The sequence below is a fragment of the Modestobacter sp. SYSU DS0290 genome, from assembly GCF_054050955.1.
This window is the reverse complement of the sequence record NZ_JBJHAI010000006.1, coordinates 1-16,710: the sequence shown is the minus strand read 5'-3', so window position 1 is coordinate 16,710 and position 16,710 is coordinate 1. Positions and strand designations below refer to the sequence as shown.

Annotated in this window: 20 protein-coding genes; 12 read left to right on the top strand and 8 right to left on the bottom strand. The window is 75.5% G+C overall.

Annotated features, from left to right (window positions below; all coding sequences use genetic code 11):
- Positions 1-114: 114 nt before the first annotated feature.
- Positions 115-1,572 (top strand): uracil-xanthine permease family protein, encoded by a 1,458-nt coding sequence (locus ACI795_RS07390; protein WP_457074797.1) that lies wholly within the window; start codon positions 115-117, stop codon positions 1,570-1,572.
- A 193-nt stretch (positions 1,573-1,765) separates the two neighbouring features.
- Entirely contained in the window at positions 1,766-2,524 is a 759-nt protein-coding gene (locus ACI795_RS07385; RefSeq protein WP_457074795.1) for an SDR family NAD(P)-dependent oxidoreductase, read from the top strand.
- Positions 2,525-2,528: 4 nt separating this feature from the next.
- On the opposite strand, the gene ACI795_RS07380 is transcribed toward ACI795_RS07385, so the two are convergent.
- A complete protein-coding gene (locus tag ACI795_RS07380) occupies positions 2,529-2,924 on the bottom strand; it encodes an SRPBCC family protein (protein WP_457074794.1) in 396 nt (131 codons plus the stop codon).
- A 64-nt stretch (positions 2,925-2,988) separates the two neighbouring features.
- Here ACI795_RS07380 and ACI795_RS07375 point away from each other — a divergent pair, with 64 nt between their 5' ends.
- Together ACI795_RS07375 and ACI795_RS07370 are read left to right on the top strand one after the other, a co-directional pair.
- Entirely contained in the window at positions 2,989-3,627 is a 639-nt protein-coding gene (locus tag ACI795_RS07375) for a hypothetical protein (protein ID WP_457074792.1), read from the top strand.
- A 100-nt stretch (positions 3,628-3,727) separates the two neighbouring features.
- A complete protein-coding gene (locus tag ACI795_RS07370; RefSeq protein ID WP_457074791.1) occupies positions 3,728-4,642 on the top strand; it encodes a DMT family transporter in 915 nt (304 codons plus the stop codon).
- A gap of 9 nt (positions 4,643-4,651) precedes the next feature.
- Here ACI795_RS07370 and ACI795_RS07365 read toward each other — a convergent pair whose 3' ends face one another.
- Positions 4,652-5,032, bottom strand: a complete 381-nt coding sequence (locus tag ACI795_RS07365) for an ArsR/SmtB family transcription factor (protein ID WP_457074789.1) — start codon at positions 5,030-5,032, stop codon at positions 4,652-4,654.
- Positions 5,033-5,145: 113 nt separating this feature from the next.
- Between ACI795_RS07365 and arsB the strand changes: the two genes are divergently transcribed.
- From arsB to ACI795_RS07350, 3 genes are all read left to right on the top strand, one after another.
- Positions 5,146-6,276: an ACR3 family arsenite efflux transporter gene (gene arsB, locus ACI795_RS07360; RefSeq protein WP_457074787.1), complete on the top strand. Its 1,131-nt coding sequence runs from the start codon at positions 5,146-5,148 to the stop codon at positions 6,274-6,276.
- An 82-nt stretch (positions 6,277-6,358) separates the two neighbouring features.
- Entirely contained in the window at positions 6,359-7,765 is a 1,407-nt protein-coding gene (locus ACI795_RS07355; RefSeq protein ID WP_457074785.1) for an FAD-dependent oxidoreductase, read from the top strand.
- 28 nt (positions 7,766-7,793) lie between these two features.
- A complete protein-coding gene (locus ACI795_RS07350; protein WP_457074784.1) occupies positions 7,794-8,207 on the top strand; it encodes an arsenate reductase ArsC in 414 nt (137 codons plus the stop codon).
- A gap of 15 nt (positions 8,208-8,222) precedes the next feature.
- Here the strand turns inward: ACI795_RS07350 and ACI795_RS07345 are convergent, their stop codons facing one another.
- On the bottom strand, positions 8,223-8,558 hold the full coding sequence (locus ACI795_RS07345; protein ID WP_457074783.1) for a YnfA family protein: 336 nt from the start codon (positions 8,556-8,558) through the stop codon (positions 8,223-8,225).
- A 39-nt stretch (positions 8,559-8,597) separates the two neighbouring features.
- On the bottom strand, positions 8,598-9,992 hold the full coding sequence (locus ACI795_RS07340; protein WP_457074782.1) for an FAD-dependent oxidoreductase: 1,395 nt from the start codon (positions 9,990-9,992) through the stop codon (positions 8,598-8,600).
- A gap of 99 nt (positions 9,993-10,091) precedes the next feature.
- Here ACI795_RS07340 and ACI795_RS07335 point away from each other — a divergent pair, with 99 nt between their 5' ends.
- Positions 10,092-10,451 (top strand): ArsR/SmtB family transcription factor, encoded by a 360-nt coding sequence (locus tag ACI795_RS07335; protein WP_457074779.1) that lies wholly within the window; start codon positions 10,092-10,094, stop codon positions 10,449-10,451.
- A 7-nt stretch (positions 10,452-10,458) separates the two neighbouring features.
- Here ACI795_RS07335 and ACI795_RS07330 read toward each other — a convergent pair whose 3' ends face one another.
- Entirely contained in the window at positions 10,459-11,274 is an 816-nt protein-coding gene (locus tag ACI795_RS07330; protein WP_457074777.1) for a DUF998 domain-containing protein, read from the bottom strand.
- Positions 11,275-11,344: 70 nt separating this feature from the next.
- On the opposite strand from ACI795_RS07330, the gene ACI795_RS07325 reads away from it, so the two are divergent.
- Together ACI795_RS07325 and ACI795_RS07320 are read left to right on the top strand one after the other, a co-directional pair.
- Positions 11,345-11,731 (top strand): ArsR/SmtB family transcription factor, encoded by a 387-nt coding sequence (locus ACI795_RS07325; RefSeq protein WP_457074775.1) that lies wholly within the window; start codon positions 11,345-11,347, stop codon positions 11,729-11,731.
- A complete protein-coding gene (locus ACI795_RS07320) occupies positions 11,728-12,390 on the top strand; it encodes a cation transporter (RefSeq protein ID WP_457074774.1) in 663 nt (220 codons plus the stop codon). Before ACI795_RS07325 ends, ACI795_RS07320 begins: the two co-directional genes overlap by 4 nt.
- Positions 12,391-12,394: 4 nt before the next feature.
- Here ACI795_RS07320 and ACI795_RS07315 read toward each other — a convergent pair whose 3' ends face one another.
- Positions 12,395-12,829 (bottom strand): hypothetical protein, encoded by a 435-nt coding sequence (locus ACI795_RS07315; RefSeq protein WP_457074773.1) that lies wholly within the window; start codon positions 12,827-12,829, stop codon positions 12,395-12,397.
- Between the two features lie 108 nt (positions 12,830-12,937).
- On the opposite strand from ACI795_RS07315, the gene ACI795_RS07310 reads away from it, so the two are divergent.
- Both ACI795_RS07310 and ACI795_RS07305 read left to right on the top strand, forming a co-directional pair.
- Positions 12,938-14,443, top strand: a complete 1,506-nt coding sequence (locus tag ACI795_RS07310) for a Mur ligase family protein (RefSeq protein WP_457074771.1) — start codon at positions 12,938-12,940, stop codon at positions 14,441-14,443.
- A 44-nt stretch (positions 14,444-14,487) separates the two neighbouring features.
- Entirely contained in the window at positions 14,488-15,705 is a 1,218-nt protein-coding gene (locus tag ACI795_RS07305) for an MFS transporter (protein ID WP_457074768.1), read from the top strand.
- Positions 15,706-15,748: 43 nt separating this feature from the next.
- On the opposite strand, the gene ACI795_RS07300 is transcribed toward ACI795_RS07305, so the two are convergent.
- Together ACI795_RS07300 and ACI795_RS07295 are read right to left on the bottom strand one after the other, a co-directional pair.
- Positions 15,749-15,949, bottom strand: a complete 201-nt coding sequence (locus ACI795_RS07300) for a hypothetical protein (protein ID WP_457074766.1) — start codon at positions 15,947-15,949, stop codon at positions 15,749-15,751.
- 115 nt (positions 15,950-16,064) lie between these two features.
- Positions 16,065-16,400, bottom strand: a complete 336-nt coding sequence (locus tag ACI795_RS07295) for a hypothetical protein (RefSeq protein ID WP_457074765.1) — start codon at positions 16,398-16,400, stop codon at positions 16,065-16,067.
- Positions 16,401-16,710 lie beyond the last annotated feature (310 nt).

Below are 16,710 nucleotides of genomic sequence, written 5' to 3'. Positions count from 1 at the left end.
GCGCCGCAACGGGAACGTGACCACGGAGGGCTGGTGGAACGGCCCCGCCGTCTGCCACTGTGCGATCCCTCAGCGCTGAGCTATTTCGCTCGGCGGGTGGATCGAGGAGGACCGATGGCGTTGGGCTGGAAGCTGCACGGGGACGGCAAGGCCCCGGCACTGGGTGAGGCGGTGGCGCCCGACGAGCGGTTGTCCTGGCCGCTCACCGTCGGGATCGGCGCGCAGCACGTGGTGGCGATGTTCGGGGCCACCTTCGTCTTCCCGCTGATCATGGGGCTGGACGCCAACCTGGCGATCATGATGAGCGGGATCGCGACGATCATCTTCCTGCTGATCGTGCAGGGGAAGGTGCCCTCCTACCTGGGCACCAGCGCCGCGTTCGTCGGCGGCGTGGCCGCGGTGCGAGGACAGGGCGGGGACAGCTCCGACGTGGTCGGCGCGATCCTGGTCTCCGGCATCGTGCTCGCGCTGGTCGGCCTGCTCATCCAGCGCGCCGGTGTGGCCGTGGTGAACACGGTGCTGCCGCCGGCGGTCACCGGTGCCGTGGTGCTGCTGATCGGGTTCAACCTCGCCCCTGTCGCAGCCGGTCTGTACTGGCCGCAGGACCAGTGGGTGGCGTTGGCCACCATGGCCTTCGTCATCGTGGTGTCCCTGGCCCTGCGCGGCTTCTGGGCCCGGATCTCCATCCTGCTCGGCCTGGTCTTCGGCTACCTGCTCTCGCTGCTGCTGGACACGTTCTCCCAGGCGGTCACCTACGACGAGGCGGGGGTGGGCACGGCGCACGACCGGGTCGACCTCAGCGGGATCGGCGAGGCGCGCTGGTTCGGGCTGCCCGAGCTCACCGCGCCGTCGTTCTCGGTCAACTTCTCGCTGCTGGTGCTGCCCGCGGTGATCGCGCTGGTGGCGGAGAACGCCGGCCACGTCAAGGCGGTCGGCGAGATGACCAAGCGCGACCTGGACCCGGTGCTCGGCCGGGCGGTCTTCGCCGACGGCGCCGCCACCGTGGTCGCCACCTCGGTCGGTGGCTCGCCGACGACGACCTACGCGGAGAACATCGGCGTCATGGCCGCCACGCGGGTCTACTCCACCGCGGCGTACTACGTCGCCGCGCTGGTGGCGATCCTCCTGGGCCTGGTGCCCAAGTTCGGCGCCCTGGTCAACGCCACCCCGGCCGCGGTGCTCGGCGGGATCACCGTCGTCCTCTACGGGATGATCGGCCTGCTCGGCGCCAAGATCTGGAAGGAGAACCGGGTCGACTTCGCCAACCCGATCAACCTGGTGCCGCTGGCCGCCGGGATCATCATCGGCATCGGCGACGTCCAGCTCCGGTTCAGCGACGAGTACTCCATCGGCGGCATCGCCCTGGGCACGATCGTCGCGGTGGTCGGCTGGCACGTGGCGCGTGCACTCGCGCCGGCGGAGATGAGGGAGGCGCTCCACCGCGAGGGCGGCTTCGCGGCCGGCACCGGGCCGGCGCTGGGCGCCACCGGCAGCCACGCCACCGACGGCCGGGGCACCGATCCGGGCGGGGCCGACCCCTCCGACGTCGACCGGATCAACCCGACCCGCTGACCCGGTCACCCACCGGCCCGCGGAGCCGGCCGGGATCAGCTGAGCTGATCGTGCGTGCTCCTGGCTCAGCTCCCACCGTGAGCCAGGAGCACGTGGGGTGAGCCAGGAGGCGTACGGCACCCGGCGCGTGCCGGGGGAGCTCTCGGGGCACAGGGACGGGGAGGCCGCGCCCGGCGGCAACGAGGAGGCACGCATGACCGAGTCCGCCCGCCCGCTGGAGGGAAAGGTCGCCCTGGTCACCGGCGCGTCGTCGGGGATCGGGGAGGCGACCGCGATCGCGCTGGCCGAGGCCGGCGCCGCGGTGGCCATCGGCGCGCGCCGCCGGGACCGGCTGGACGCGCTCGCCGAGCGCATCGGCGCCACCGGCGCACGGGTGCTCACCCTCGACCTCGACGTCACCGACGAGGCCCGGTGCCGGACCGCGGTCGACCGGACCCGCAGCGAACTCGGCGGGCTGGACGTGCTGGTGAACAACGCCGGGGTGATGCTGCTCGGCACGATCGTGGGCGCCGACCCCGAGGACTGGCGCCGCATGCTGCACACCAACGTGCTCGGACTGATGTACATGACCCACGCCGCCATCGACGGCATGGTCGAGCAGGGCTCCGGTGACGTGGTGAACGTCAGCAGCGTGGCCGGCCGGACCGCGCGACTGGGCGCCGGGGTCTACAACGCCAGCAAGTGGGCGGTGAACGCTTTCAGCGAGTCGCTGCGCCAGGAGGTGACCCAGCGCGGGGTGCGGATCGGGCTGGTCGAGCCCGGTGCCGTGGCCACCGAGCTCTCCAGCCACATCACCCAGGAGGACGCGCGACGGCAGTCGCAGGAGATGGCGCAGGGCATGCGCACGCTGGACCCGGAGGACATCGCCCGCGCGGTGCTCTACCTGGTCACCCAGCCACCGCACGTGGCGGTCAACGAGGTGCTCGTGCGCCCCACCGACCAGCAGCGCTGACCGGTCAGCCGCGCTCGAGCAGCCGCTTGAGCGCGGCGAGGTCGGCGGCGACCGCCGCCGCGTCGGCCTCGAACGCGGCGGCGTCCGTACCCGGCTGACGACGCAGGGTGAACACCACCTCGCAGCCGTCGCCGTCTCGCAGCACCCGCAGCGGGTTGCTGACCGTCGTGCCGTCGGGCAGGACGACGTCGTGGTCGAGCACGCCGAACGGGTTCTCCGGTGCGAACCGGACGACGACGCGGCCCATCGGTGAGTCCGCCACCCACTCGCCGGCCTCGTGCCGGATGCCGGCCGCCAGCCCGGCCGCCCACTGCGGCAGGTGGGCCGGGTCGCGGGCCCACGCGTAGACCTCCGCGGCCGGCCGGGCGATGGTCACGCTGAGGTGCCGGGTCGCGCTCATGGTCCGCATCGTGCCGCAGTGCACCGACTGGACGTCCATGATCACCTGCGGCAGGCTCGTCGCCGTGACCGACGACGACCGCCGCTGGGCCGAGGCGCTGTCGGTGCTCGACCGCGCGCCGAGCGCGGCCACCCGGGACCGGCTCCGCCGCGCCCGGCTGCTCCGCTGGTCGTGGGCGCTCGGCGTCGCGGCGCTGGGGCTGGCCGGTGGGCTCCTCCTGGCGGTGCTGGCCGGCGACGGGCTGGTGCCCGACCCCGGCCCGTCCGGCGGCTGGGTCGCGGCCGGCCTCGCCGTCCAGAGCGCCGGCCTGGCGGTGATGCTCGGCTACGGGGTGGTCGCGTGGCGGACCGGGCTGTTCCGGGCCGCGTGGTCGCAGGTCCATCCGACCGCGGTGCTGAGCCGGGTCCAGCGGAGGGCGCTGCGTGCCCAGGTGCGCGGGCAGGCGGAGGTCGACCCGGCCCGGTTGCCGCTGGCCCGGGAGGTGGCGCGGCAGTTCGTGCTGCAGCGGCACCAGCTCCTGCTGCTCGTCGGCGTCATGGTGCAGCAACTGGGGCGCGCGATCGGCGCACCGACGCGGTCCACCGTGATCTTCACGGCGGTCGCGACGGTGGTGCTCCTGGTGGTGGCCGCGCTGATGCACCGGGAGGCCCGGCGCGCGGAGCGCTTCCTCGCCGACCACCCCGATCCCGCGTCCCGGGCCTGACCGCGTCGATCCGGCCATCGTCCGGGACGGGACCGCCAGACCCAGCGCGACGTCCGGAAACCGCCGGATCCCTTCGGTGCCGGGACCTAGCTTCGGTGCCGTGCCCGCTCCCCGCGCCCCGCTGGTGCTGCTCGCCGTCACCGTCACCGTGCTCGCCTGGGCCTCGGCGTTCATCGGGATCCGCGCAGTCGGGGAGGACCTGTCACCCGGCGCGCTGGCGCTCGGCCGGCTGCTGGTCGGCGCCGCCGTCCTCGGCCTGCTGCTGGTCCGCCGCGGCTGGGTCGCGCCGACGCCGCGGGAGTGGCGGCTGCTGCTGGTCTGCGGGGTCGGCTGGTTCGGCATCTACAACCTCGCGCTCAACGCGGCAGAGCAGCACCTGGATGCCGGGACGACGGCGATGCTGGTCAACATCGGGCCGCTGCTGATCGCGCTGCTCGCCGGGCTGCTGCTGGGCGAGGGCTTCCCGCGCTGGCTGATGATCGGGCTCGCCGTCGCCTTCGTCGGGGTGCTGCTCATCGGCCTGTCCACCCGGGAGTCCGGCGCCGACCTGGCCGGCGTGCTGCTGTGCCTGGTCGCCGCGGTCACCTACGCCGGGGGCGTGGTGGCGCAGAAGCCGCTGCTGCGCCGGCTGCCCGGGCTGCAGGTCACCTGGACCGCCTGTGCCATCGGGGCGGTGTGCTGCCTGCCCTGGGCGGGCGCCCTCGTCGCCGACCTGGGCACCGCCCCGGCGTCCTCGATCGCCGGGATGGTCTACCTCGGCGCGGTGCCGACGGCGATCGCGTTCAGCACCTGGGCCTACGCGCTCTCCCGGATGGACGCCGGCCGGCTGGGCGTGACCACCTACCTGGTGCCGCCGCTGGTGGTGCTGATGGGCTGGCTGCTGCTCGACGAGGTGCCGCCCGCGCTCGCGGTGATCGGCGGCGCGGTCTGCCTGCTCGGGGTGGGGGTGTCCCGCCGGCGGGGCCGGGTGCGCCGCCCGGTGCCGGTGCCGCAGGAGACGGCGACCACCGGCTGACCGGGTGGGTCAGGCCGGGACGCCGACGCCGGGCAGCGCGGCCACCACCGCGTCCATCGCGCCGGGCACCAGCGAGTAGTAGGCCCACACCCCGCGCTTGTCCCGCGCCAGGAAGCCGGCGTCGACCAGCACCTTGAGGTGGTGGGAGACCGTCGGCTGGGACAGGCCCAGCGGCTCGGTGAGGTCGCAGACGCACACCTCGCGGCCCGCGCCGGCGGCGACCAGGGAGAGCACGCGGAGCCGGGCCGGATCGGCCAGCGCCTTCAGCGTGCGGGCCAGCTCGCCGGCCCGCTCGGCGTCCAGCCCGCCGCCCAGGCCGGCCGGCGCGCAGCCGGGGCCGCCGTCCAGCACCTGCAGGGTCAGCGAGCCCGGCGTTCCGCTCGTGTTCACCCGGCCAGTGTCGCGCCCGCATTGACGCCTGTCGATCCCTTGCGGCAGAGTCCTCCCACGGATAGACCGTCATCGATCCGTCGCGCGCTGCGGCGGGGAGGAGCACCCGCCCGATGAGCGACACCGTCGCGGAGAACCCGCGCCCCAGCACCGACCTCGAGACCCCGGTGCTGGCCCGGCTCTCCACGCTGGACCGGTTCCTGCCGGTGTGGATCGTCGTGGCGATGGTCGCCGGGCTGCTGCTCGGCCGCGGCGTCCCCGGGCTGGACGACGCCCTGGACGCCGTCCGGATCGGCGAGGTGAGCCTGCCGATCGCCGTCGGGCTGCTGCTGATGATGTACCCGGTGCTGGCCAAGGTCCGCTACTCCGAGCTGGACCGGGTGACCGGTGACCGCAGGCTGCTGGGCGCCTCGCTGGTGCTCAACTGGCTGGTCGGCCCGGCGCTGATGTTCGCCCTCGCGTGGCTGCTGCTGCCGGACCTGCCCGAGTACCGCACCGGCCTGGTGATCGTCGGCCTGGCCCGCTGCATCGCCATGGTCCTGATCTGGAACGACCTGTCCTGTGGTGACCGCGAGGCCGGGGCCGTCCTGGTGGCGATCAACTCGGTCTTCCAGATCCTCGCCTTCGCCGTGCTCGGCTGGTTCTACCTCCAGGTGCTGCCCGGCTGGCTGGGGCTGTCGACCACGTCGGCGGAGTTCAGCTTCTGGGCGATCGTCGTCTCGGTGCTGGTCTTCCTGGGCATCCCGCTGGTCGCCGGGTTCCTCACCCGCACGATCGGCGAGCGCACGAAGGGCCGCGACTGGTACGAGGGGCGGTTCCTGCCGAAGATCGGCCCGGTCGCCCTCTACGGCCTGCTGTTCACCATCGTCATGCTCTTCGCCCTGCAGGGCGACGCGATCACCTCCAACCCCTGGGACGTCGCCCGCATCGCGCTGCCGCTGCTGGCCTACTTCGCCCTGATGTTCGGGGGCTCGTTCCTGCTCGGGATGCGGCTGCGGCTGGGGTACGCGAAGACGGCGACGCTGGCCTTCACCGCCGCCGGCAACAACTTCGAGCTGGCGATCGCCGTCGCGATCGGCACCTTCGGCGTCACCTCCGGCCAGGCGCTGGCCGGCGTCGTCGGCCCGCTGATCGAGGTACCCGTGCTGGTCGGGCTGGTCTACGTCTCGCTCTGGGCCGCCCGCCGCTGGTTCCCCGGCGACCCGACGGTGCCGGCCCGCATCGAGGAGAGGGCGTCCCGATGACCCGGAGCGCTCATTCCGCGGCCGCGGTGCGCGCCGTCGGCACCGGGACCAGGCTGCGGGGGCTGCGCACCGAGCTGGGCGCATGAGCCGCCGCCTGGTCGTCGTCGGCGGCAGCGACGCCGGCATCTCCGCCGGACTGCGCGCCCGCGAGGTCGACCCCACCGCCGAGGTCACCGTCGTGGTCGCCGACGCGTACCCCAACTACTCCATCTGCGGCATCCCGTACCACGTCTCCGGCGAGGTGCAGCCCTGGCAGTCGCTGGCGCACCGCACCGCCGCCGACCTGGAGGGCGCCGGGCTGACCCTGCGGGTCGGCACCCGGGCGACCGGCATCGACGTGGCCGGGCAGCGCGTCGCGGTGACCACCCCCGAGGGCGGCAGCGAGCTGCTCACCTACGACGAGCTCGTGGTCGGCACCGGCGCCGTGCCGGCGGTCCCGGCGATCACCGGGATCGACGGCCCGGACGGGCTGGGCCCGGCCGACGGCGTGCACCTGCTGCACACCATCGACGACATGCACGGCCTGATGGCCGGCCTCACCGACCGCCCGGTGCGGGAGGCGTTGATCGTGGGGGCCGGCTACATCGGCGTGGAGATGGCCGAGGCCCTCGTCGCCCGGGGCATCGCCACCACCGTGGCCCAGCGACCGGCCGAGGTGCTGACCACCGTCGATGCCGAGCTCGGTGTGCTGGTGCGGGCGGAGATGGCCACCCACGGCGTCGAGGTGCTCACCGGCACGACCGTCACCGGGCTGGCCCGCACGGGCAACGGCCGGGTCGCCGTCACCGCGATCGGCCGGCCGGAGCGCGCCTTCGACCTCGTGGTCGTCGTCGCGGGCGTGCGCCCCGCGGTGCAGCTGCTGGTGGCCGCCGGAGCACGGACCGGCGCCGGGGGAGCGGTGGTCGTCGACGAGACGATGGCCACCGGGCTGCCGCACGTCTGGGCGGCCGGCGACTGCGTGGTCACCCACCACCGCCTGCTGGGCACCACCTGGCTGCCGCTGGGCACGACGGCGCACAAGCAGGGCCGCGTCGCGGGTGTCAACGCAGTCGGGGGGCAGGCGCGCTTCGCCGGCAGCGTCGGCACCCAGGTGGTCAAGGTCTTCGACCTCGTCGTCGCGCGCACCGGCCTGCTCGAGCACGAAGCGGTCGCTGCGGGCTTCCGGGCGGTCACCACCCAGAGCAGCCCCGACGACCACAAGGCCTACTACCCCGGCGCGCAGCCGATCACGATCCGGGTCACCGGCGATCCGGGCACCGGCCGGCTGCTGGGTGCGCAGCTGGTGGGCCGGCTCGGCAGCGAGGTCGCCAGGCGGGCCGACGTCTACGCCACCGCGCTGTTCCACGGCATGACCGTGGAGGGCATCGCCGACCTGGACCTGACCTACACCCCGCCGCTCGGCTCACCCTGGGACGCGGTCCAGCTGGCCGCCCAGGCGTGGAGCCGAGAACACCGTCCCCCGGTCACCGCCGCCGCGGCGCTGGCCTGATGAGCCCCAGGAACGAGGAGGACCCCCCGTGAGTGATCGTCCCAGCGTGCTGTTCGTCTGCGTGCACAACGCCGGCCGCTCGCAGATGGCCGCCGGCTGGCTCCGGCACCTGGCCGGTGACGCCGTCGAGGTGCGCTCGGCCGGCTCGGTGCCCGGCGACCAGGTCAACCCCTCGGCCGTCGCGGCGATGGCCGAGGTCGGCATCGACATCTCCGACCAGCGCCCCAAGGTGCTCACCACCGACGCGGTCGAGGCCTCCGACGTGGTGATCACGATGGGCTGCGGGGACGCCTGCCCGGTCTTCCCCGGCAAGCGGTACCTGGACTGGGCCCTGGAGGACCCGGCCGGCAAGGGCGTGGAGTCCGTGCGTCCCATCCGCGACGAGATCGAGAGCCGCATCCGCGGCCTGCTCGGCGAGCTGCAGGTGCCGACCAGCCGGTGACGGGCGGGGAGGGCGTCAGCCCGCGCGCGGGGCGTACATGATCACGGCGACCCCGACCAGGCACACGGCGGCACCGATGACGTCGTACCGGTCGGGCCGGAAGCCGTCGACGACCATGCCCCAGGCGAGGCTGCCCGCGACGAACACCCCGCCGTACGCGGCCAGGATGCGGCCGAAGTTCGCGTCCGGCTGCAGGGTCGCCACGAACCCGTAGGCGCCCAGCGCGACGACGCCGGCCCCGATCCACAGCCAGCCGCGGTGCTCCCGGACCCCCTGCCAGACCAGCCACGCGCCGCCGATCTCGGCGACCGCGGCCAGGGCGAACAGCAGCAGGGAGCGGGTGACCGTCACGGCGGACAGCCTGCCAGGGGCACCCGCTCCGCTCGCCGCTCAGCCGCTGGTCACCGGCTGGGGAGCCGAGCCGCAGCAGCTGGCCGGCTCCGGCTCCTCCGCCGACCACCCGTGCGCGCTGCCGGTGGCGAAGCCGGCGCCGGTGGTCTCGGTCGCCTCCCGGGCACCGAGGTCGGTGCTGCACACCCCCGTCGCGGGCAGGTGCAGCTGCACGGCATCGGCTGCCTCATTGTCGCCGGCCAGCGCCGCGGCGATCGAGCGCACCTGCTCGTAGCCGGTGGCCAGCAGGAAGGTGGGCGCACGGCCGTAGGACTTCATGCCCGCCAGGTAGAAGCCCTCGTCGGGGTGCGCCAGGTCGCGGTGCCCGTGCGGGGGCACCGTGCCGCAGGAGTGGACGTTCGGGTCGATCAGCGGGGCGAGCCGGGCCGGCGCCTCCACGCCCGGGTCCAGGGACAGCCGCACCTCGCGCAGCATGTCGAGGTCGGGGCGGAACCCGGTGGCGGCGGCCAGTGCGTCCACCTGCAGGTCGACCGCTGCGCCGTCCCGGCCGGTGCCGGTCACCCGGAGCCGGTCGTCGCCGGCGGGGGCCAGCCCGGTCAGCGTGACCTCGCGGTGCAGCTCGACGTGCCCGGCCTGCACGGCGGACTTCAGCGTCGACCCGAGCAGGCCGCGCGCGGGGAGGCCGTCGGCGTCGCCGCCGCCGTACAGCCGGGCGGGGGAGCGGCCGCGGATGGCCCAGCTGACCCGCGTGCCGGGCTCGCTGCGCTGCAGCTCCACGAGGGCCAGCAGGGTGGTGGCCGCGGAGTGGCCCATGCCGACGACCAGGGTGTGCTTCCCCGCGAACCGGGTCCGGTCGGTGCCCAGCACGTCGGGCAGCGGTCCGACCAGCCAGTCGCCGGCCTGCTCCTCGCCGACGGCCGGCAGGCCGGCGGCGCCCAGCGGGTTGGGCTGACCCCAGGTGCCGGAGGCGTCGATCACTGCCCGCGCGGTCACGTCCTGGACCTGCCCGCCGGTGACGGTCCGCACGAGGTACGCCCGGCCCTCCCGGCCGACGGTGCGCGTCTTGTCCACCCCGACCCGGCTCACCGCGACCACCCGGGCGCCGGTGCGGATCCGGCCGGCCAGCGGCGGGGTGGCGGCCAGCGGTGCCAGGTAGCGCTCGACCAGCTCGGCCCCGGTCGGCAGCTCGGCGCGGGCGGGGGACTCCCAGCCGGTCGGCTCGAGCAACCGGACGGCGGCGGCGTCGAGGTCGTACTCCCAGGGGGAGAACAGCCGGACGTGCCCCCAGGCGCGGACCGCGGCACCCACCAGGTCGCCGGCCTCGAGCACCAACGGCTCCAGGCCGTGCTCCAGCAGGTGTGCGGCGGCGGCCAGACCCACGGGCCCGGCGCCGATGACCACGACCGGCAGGTCGTCCCTCGTGTACGCGCTCATCGGTGCGTCCGTCCTCGCTCGTCGATCGATGACCCAACGTGGAGGCACGTTAACAGCGAATACTGTTGATGACAACGCACGTGTGGCAAACTCGTGGGCATGCCGCAGGACCTGGACGTGCGCCTCCTCGACGTCGACGAGCAGACCTCTCCCGCCGACCGCGCCCGGCTGCTCGCGCCGCAGCTGAAGGCGCTCGGCGACCCGAACCGGCTGCACCTGCTGCTCCTGCTCGCCGAGGGTCCGCGCACGGTCCGGGAACTGACCGACGCCGCCGGCATGAGCCAGACGCTGGTCAGCCACCACCTGGCGCCGTTGCGCGAGCAGGGGCTGGTGAGCATCACGCCGCGGGGGCGCAGCAACGTCTACGCGCTGTGCTGCGAGGCCCTCGCCGGCCCGGTCAAGGCGCTGGCCACCCTGGCGGCGCTGACCCCCGAAGGTGCCGACGCCTGCTGCCGCTGACGCCCGTTCAGCGCCGGGGCGCCCAGGGGTCCTCGGGGTCGAAGTCGTCGGGCTCGTCGTCCGCGGCCGATCCCGCCGCGGTCGCGCCCGCCGTCGTCGCTGCCGGCTGTGGCCCCCGCCGGGCGGCCGCCTCCAGGGCGGCGTCCCGCTCGGCCGCCTTCTGGGCGCGCTCCAGCCGGGCGTTCTCGCGCAGCTGCCGGCGCGACGGTGAGCCGTCGGGGTTGGTGAGCTGCCACCAGTCGTCCTTCTGCCGCCAGAGGGCGATCCCCGCGACGGTCAGGCCGATCGGCACCACGTACCCGGCGACCCGCTCCATGCCGCCCTCGCCCAGACCGAGGAAGACGGCGGCGCCGAAGAAGATGGTGCCGATGACGCCCAGCAGGCCGAGCACGGCCAGCGCCGTCCCCAGCCCTTCGGACCGGGGTCGCACCCCGTAGGCCAGCGCGATCAGCCCGATGCCTCCGCCGAGGAAGTGCGCGGCGGCCGCGATCTCGTGCGCGGTCGCCACCGAGTCCGACGGGAACAGCCCGACGAGCAGCACGCCCAGCCCGGCGACGGTGAGCAGCACCCGGGCCAGCCGGCCGCCGAGGCCGGCCAGGCCGGGCCCGAGCAGGAGGGCGCCGACGGTGATCAGCACGCCCTGGGCGACGAACGAGCCGTTCATCAGCAGCCGCGCGGGGGAGCCGCCCGCGCCGAGGTCGCTGATCACGTCGCGGGAGTAGGAGTAGCCGCCGTAGCGGGCGGCGGCGATCGCCTCCACGACGAAGAACTGCAGGGTGAGCACCCAGGCCAACCCGCCCCAGCGGTACCGACTGTCCGTCACGGGGAGCCATCGTCCCAGCCCCTCCTGTGTGCCGTGCACGGGAGGGCCGTTCGTGTCATCCTCACACCCGTTGAGATGTTCGGACGACGAGGGTGACCTGGTGGACGACGCCTGCGACCTGCTGTGCCTGGACCTGCCGCACGCCGAGGAGGTGCGCGCCCGGCTGCGGGCCACCGACGGATCGGGGTCGGCCGCGGAACGAGCGAAGGCGCTCGCGGACCCGACACGCCTGCGGGTGGCTGCGGCGCTGGCAACCGGCGGCGAGCTGTGCGTCTGCGACCTGGCCTGGGTCACCGACCTCGCGCAGAACCTCGTCTCCCACCACCTGCGCCGGCTGCGGGCCGCCGGGCTCGCCGAGGCCCGGCGGGAGGGCAAGCTGGCGATGTACCGGCTCACCCCCGCCGGCGCGGCGCTGCTCGCCGCCCTGGTCGGCGTGCCCGAGGAGGTCGGCCGGTGAGCGCCGTCGCCACGCCGGACCGGGCGGCGCTGGTCCGCCGGGTGCGGCTGCTGGTCGCTGCCACGATCAGCTGGAACGTGGTGGAGGCCGTGGTGGCGATCGGCGCCGGCGTCGGTGCCTCCAGCGCCGCGCTGATCGGCTTCGGCCTGGACTCCGTCGTCGAGGTCTCCTCGGCGGCCGCGGTCGCCTGGCAGTTCGCCGGCCGGGACCCCGAGGCCCGCGAGCGGGTGGCGCTGCGGGTCATCGCCGTTGCCTTCTTCGCGCTGGCCGTCGTCGTCACCACGGAGGCGCTGCGGCTGCTGTTCGGCGGGGCCGAGCCCCGCCACTCGACCGTCGGGCTGGTGCTCGCCGCGCTCAGTCTGGCGGTGATGCCGCTGCTGTCGGCCGCCCAGCGGCGCGCCGGGCGGGCACTCGGCTCGGCCTCGGCGGTGGCCGACTCCCGGCAGACCCTGCTGTGCACCTACCTGTCCGCGGTGCTGCTGGCCGGGCTGCTGCTCAACAGCACGCTGGGCTGGTGGTGGGCCGATCCCCTGGCGGCGCTGGTGATCGCCGCCGTCGCCGTGCACGAGGGGCGGGAGGCCTGGCGGGGGGACGCCTGCTGCGGCCCCGCCCTCGTCGCACCGGCCGGCGCCGGCGACGGCTGCTCCTGCTGCGACTGACCCCTCAGCCCGGCCGGTCCGCGGCCTCGACCCGGGCCAGGACCGCGGCGTACTGGGCGGGCGACAGCCACGACGGGTTGCTGCCCGCCGGCATCCGGACCACCTCGGCGGCGGCGAACGCCGGGTCGGCGACCAGCTCGGCCCGGTCGACCGGCTCGGCCAGCCGCCGCCACCGGACCCGGACGACCGGCCCGCGCTCGGGGTCCACCGCCGGGGCCCCCGCCACCTCGCCGAGGGCGTGCAGCCCCGGGTGGTCCCGGCCGCTGATCCACAGCACGCACGGCTGGCCGCGGCGGAGCAGGTCCAGCCGGTAGGACCGGCGCACGCAGCGGTCGACGGTCACCCAGCCGCCCGGGGACCACCCGGGTGCGACGGACTCGGCCGGGCGGCTGCTCTTGAGCAGCCACGCGGCGACGTCGGACGGGGCGAGCCGGGGCACCCGGCCAGCAAACCAGCTGCGGCGGCGGGCCGCCGTCCGGACCGGGTCGGTGGTGACCAGCCGGGTCTCGCGCTGCCGGACCCGCGGGTTCCGCTTAGCGTTCCCGACGTGCCGCTCCCCGTGGTCCTCTGGTCCGCCGTCGAGCACCGCGCGCGCGGCCTGGCCGCGGGGCCGGTGTGCCGCTCCGGTGGACCCGACGACCTGCCGCTGCGCGGGCTGGCCACCGACTCCCGGTCGGTCGGCCCCGGTTCGCTGTTCGCCTGCGTCCGCGGCGGCCGCAGCGACGGCCACCGGTTCGCCGGCGCAGCGCGGGACGCCGGCGCCGCCGCCCTGCTCGTCGACCGCCCGGTGCCAGTCGACCTGCCGCAGCTGGTGGTGCCGACGGTGCGGGCGCTCCTCGGTCCGCTGGGGGCGCTGCTGGCCGGCGACCCGGCCGACGAGCTCCGGTTGGTCGGGGTCACCGGCAGCAACGGCAAGACGACGACGAGCACCCTGGTCCGCGGTGTGCTGGCGGCGACGGGGGAGTGCGCCGGCGTGGTGACCACCCTCGGCGCACGCGTCGGTGCCCGGCAGCGCGATACCCGCCTGACCACCCCGGAGGCGCCGGAGCTGCACGCGCTGCTGCGCTGGATGCGGGACGAGGGCGCCACCAGCGCCGTGGTCGAGGCCTCCTCGATCGCGCTGGACGTCGGCCGGGTCGACGGCGTGCACGTGCAGGTCGCCGTCTTCACCGGTTTCGAGGAGGACCACCTCGACCACCACGGCACGATCGAGCAGTACTGGGCCAGCAAGGCGCTGCTGTTCTCCCCGGACCGCGCCGACAGCGCGGTGGTGGTCGTCGACGACCCGTGGGGACGGCGGCTGGCCGACCAGACCGAGGTGCCGGTGACCCGCGTCGCCACCGCCGCCGACGCGCCCGCCGACGTCCGGGTGCTGCGGTGGCGGACCGGGGTCGACGGGACGACGCTGTTGATCGCCGACGAGGCCGGCCGGCACCGGGTGCGCTCACCGCTGGTCGGGCAGGTGCACGTCGGCAACATCGCCGCGGCCTGGGCCACGGGCCGCTCGCTGGGCATCGCCCCCGACGTGGTCGCGGCCGGGATCGCCGGCACGGAGCCCCCCGCGGGCCGCAACATGTTGCTGCACGGCGCGGACGGGCCCCTCGTCGTCGTCGACTACGCGCACACCCCACGGGCCCTGGCCGCGGCGCTGCAGACCGCCCGCGGGTTGAGCGGACCCGGCGGCCGGGTGCACCTGGTGCTGGGTGCCCGCGGGCGCCGCGACCGGTACAAGCGGCAGGGCCTGGGCGTCTCGGCGCGGGCGGCCGACGAGGTCTGGCTGACCAACGAGGGCAGCCACGGCGAGCGGCCCCAGGCGATCGTCGACGAGCTGCGGGTCGGGCTCGTCGGCGGGGCGGCCGTCGTGCGGACCGTGCTGGACCGCCGGGAGGCGATCACCGCCGCCGTGCAGGCGGCCGGCCGGGCCGACGTCGTGCTCGTCGTCGGCCGGGGGCACGAGACGACCATGACCGACGACGGCGACCCGGTGCCCTTCGACGACGCCGAGGTGGCCCGCGCGGCCCTGGACGAGCTGGTGGCCGAACAGGCCAGCTGACCCCGGCGCGGTGTGCCCACCGGCGCACCGGCAGGCTCGGCACCGTGACGGCAGGGGAGCAGTGGCCCGGCCACCGGGTCGGTGAGCCGGGGTTCCGCCGCGCCACGGCCGCGGTCTTCCTGGCCGGCCTGGCGGTCTTCGCCACCCTCTACGCGCCGCAGACCCTGCTGCCCGAGCTCACCCGCGCGCTGGGCGTCTCACCCGCCTCCTCGACGCTGGCCATCTCGGTGAGCACCGCCGCGCTCGCCGTCGGCCTGCTGGTGATCGGGCCGTTCTCCGACCGGCGGGGGCGCACGCCGGTGCTGCACGGCGGCCTCGCCGCGACCGCGGTGCTCGCGGTGCTCACCGCGCTCGCGCCGTCCTGGTGGGTGCTGCTGGTGCTGCGCGGCCTGCAGGGATTCGCGCTGGCCGCGCTGCCGGCGGTTGCCGTCGCCTACCTGCGGGAGGAGCTGCACGGCTCGGTCAGCGGCCGGGCCGTCGGGCTCTACGTCAGCGGCACCGCCCTCGGCGGCCTGTCCGGCCGGCTGCTCACCGGGGTGCTCACCGAGCTCGGCGGCTGGCGGACGGCGCTGGCGGGGGTCGCCGTCCTGGCGGTGGGGTGTGCGGTCGCCGTCCGGCTGCTGCTGCCACCGTCCCGGCGGTTCGTGCCACTGCGCCGGGAGGGCCGGCTGGCCCGGCAGCTCACCGCGGCGTTCACCGACCCGGCGCTGCTGGCGCTCTACGGGATGGCGGCGTTGCTGATGGGCGGGTTCGTCGCGGTCTACAACGCCGGCACCTTCCGGCTGGAGTCGCCGCCGTACTCGCTGTCCCCGGCGCTGGCCGGACTGGTCTTCCTCGCCTACCTGCTCGGTTCGGCCAGCTCGCCGGTGGCCGGCTGGCTCGCCGACCGCCGCGGACGGCGGGTGGTGGTGCCCGGGGCGGTGGCGCTCATGGGCGTGGGCATCGCGCTCACCGTCGCCGCGCCGCTGTGGTGCGTCGTGCTCGGGGTGTGCGTGCTGACCACGGGGTTCTTCGCCGCGCACGGGGTGGCCAGCGGCTGGGTCGCGGTGCGTGCGCAGGCCGGCGGCCGGCCGGTCGGGCAGGCGGCCTCGCTCTACTCGTTCTGGTACTACGCGGGCTCGTCGGTGGGCGGCACCCTCGCCGGGCGGGCCTGGCAGGAGGGCGGGTGGCCCCCGGTGGCGCTGCTGGCCGGCGGCTGCACCGTGGTCGCGCTGCTGCTGTGCCTGGTGCTGAGCCGCACCCGGTCGCTGGGCGGGAGCTGACCCCGGGGTCGGTGACCCCGGGGTCAGCTCCGATGTCACGGCCTCACTCGGTGGCGTTGTGCTCGTACGCGCCGGCGGGGTCCGCGTCGTCGGAGCCGACCGCCTGGCGCTCCAGCTCGGTGCGGTGCTCCATCGCCTCGTCGGACAGGTGCGGGTCCTTGGCGTGCTCGCTGCGGTCCCGCGGGGCCGGCTCGGTCGGGGTCATCACGTCGTCGAGCGTCGGCTCGTCGCTGGGGCTGGTCATCCTCGTCCTCCGCTCTCCTGCGTCCGGCTGGTCCGGACAGCTCGGGGAGTGGGGTATCCCGCGGGACCCGGCCCGCAAACCGCCCCGGCCGGGCCGGGGCAGGCCCGGCCGGGCGTCAGCCCCGTTTCAGCTGCCCGGCGGGGAGCCACGCCTCCACCAGCACCGGCCCGTGGTCGCCGAGGACGGTGTAGGCGACCCGGCCGTGCCAGCCGTCCTCCCGCTGCCGCCACTCGACCAGCAGGCCCGGCCAGGTGCCCGGGGCGTCGGGCGGGTCGTGGACCCAGCAGTGCCGCCCGTGCCCCTGCCCGGCCGGCCGGCGGGCACCGGGCTGCGTCGGCGGTGGGGCGGGAGTCGGTGGGCCGGGAGTGGGCGGGGCAGCGACGCCGGAGAGGGCGGCGCGGTCGGCCAGCGACCCGCCGCCCTGCCGCCCCCGGTGCATGCCCCCAGCCACCCGAGGATGCTCTCACGAGCTCGAACGTGTGTTCGACCAGGCTGCACCCCGGCGTGCCTCCCGGGGGTCGCTCCCGGCGCTGGTCGATGACCTCCTGCTCCAGGCTGAACCCGGCCGCGGCGCAGAGCCGGTGGAGCTGACGGGTGCTCGACGGTCGCCGCGGCCAGCGCCGGCCACCCCGGGTCGGCGGCCAACCGGTCGGCGTCCCGGGTCGCCTGGGCGACGTGGGCCCGGCGGCGGCGAAGCGGTGGGCGCGCCACCGGAGGACTCGGCGCACAGTCGTGGTCTGCCCACCGGGAGTGGGCAGACC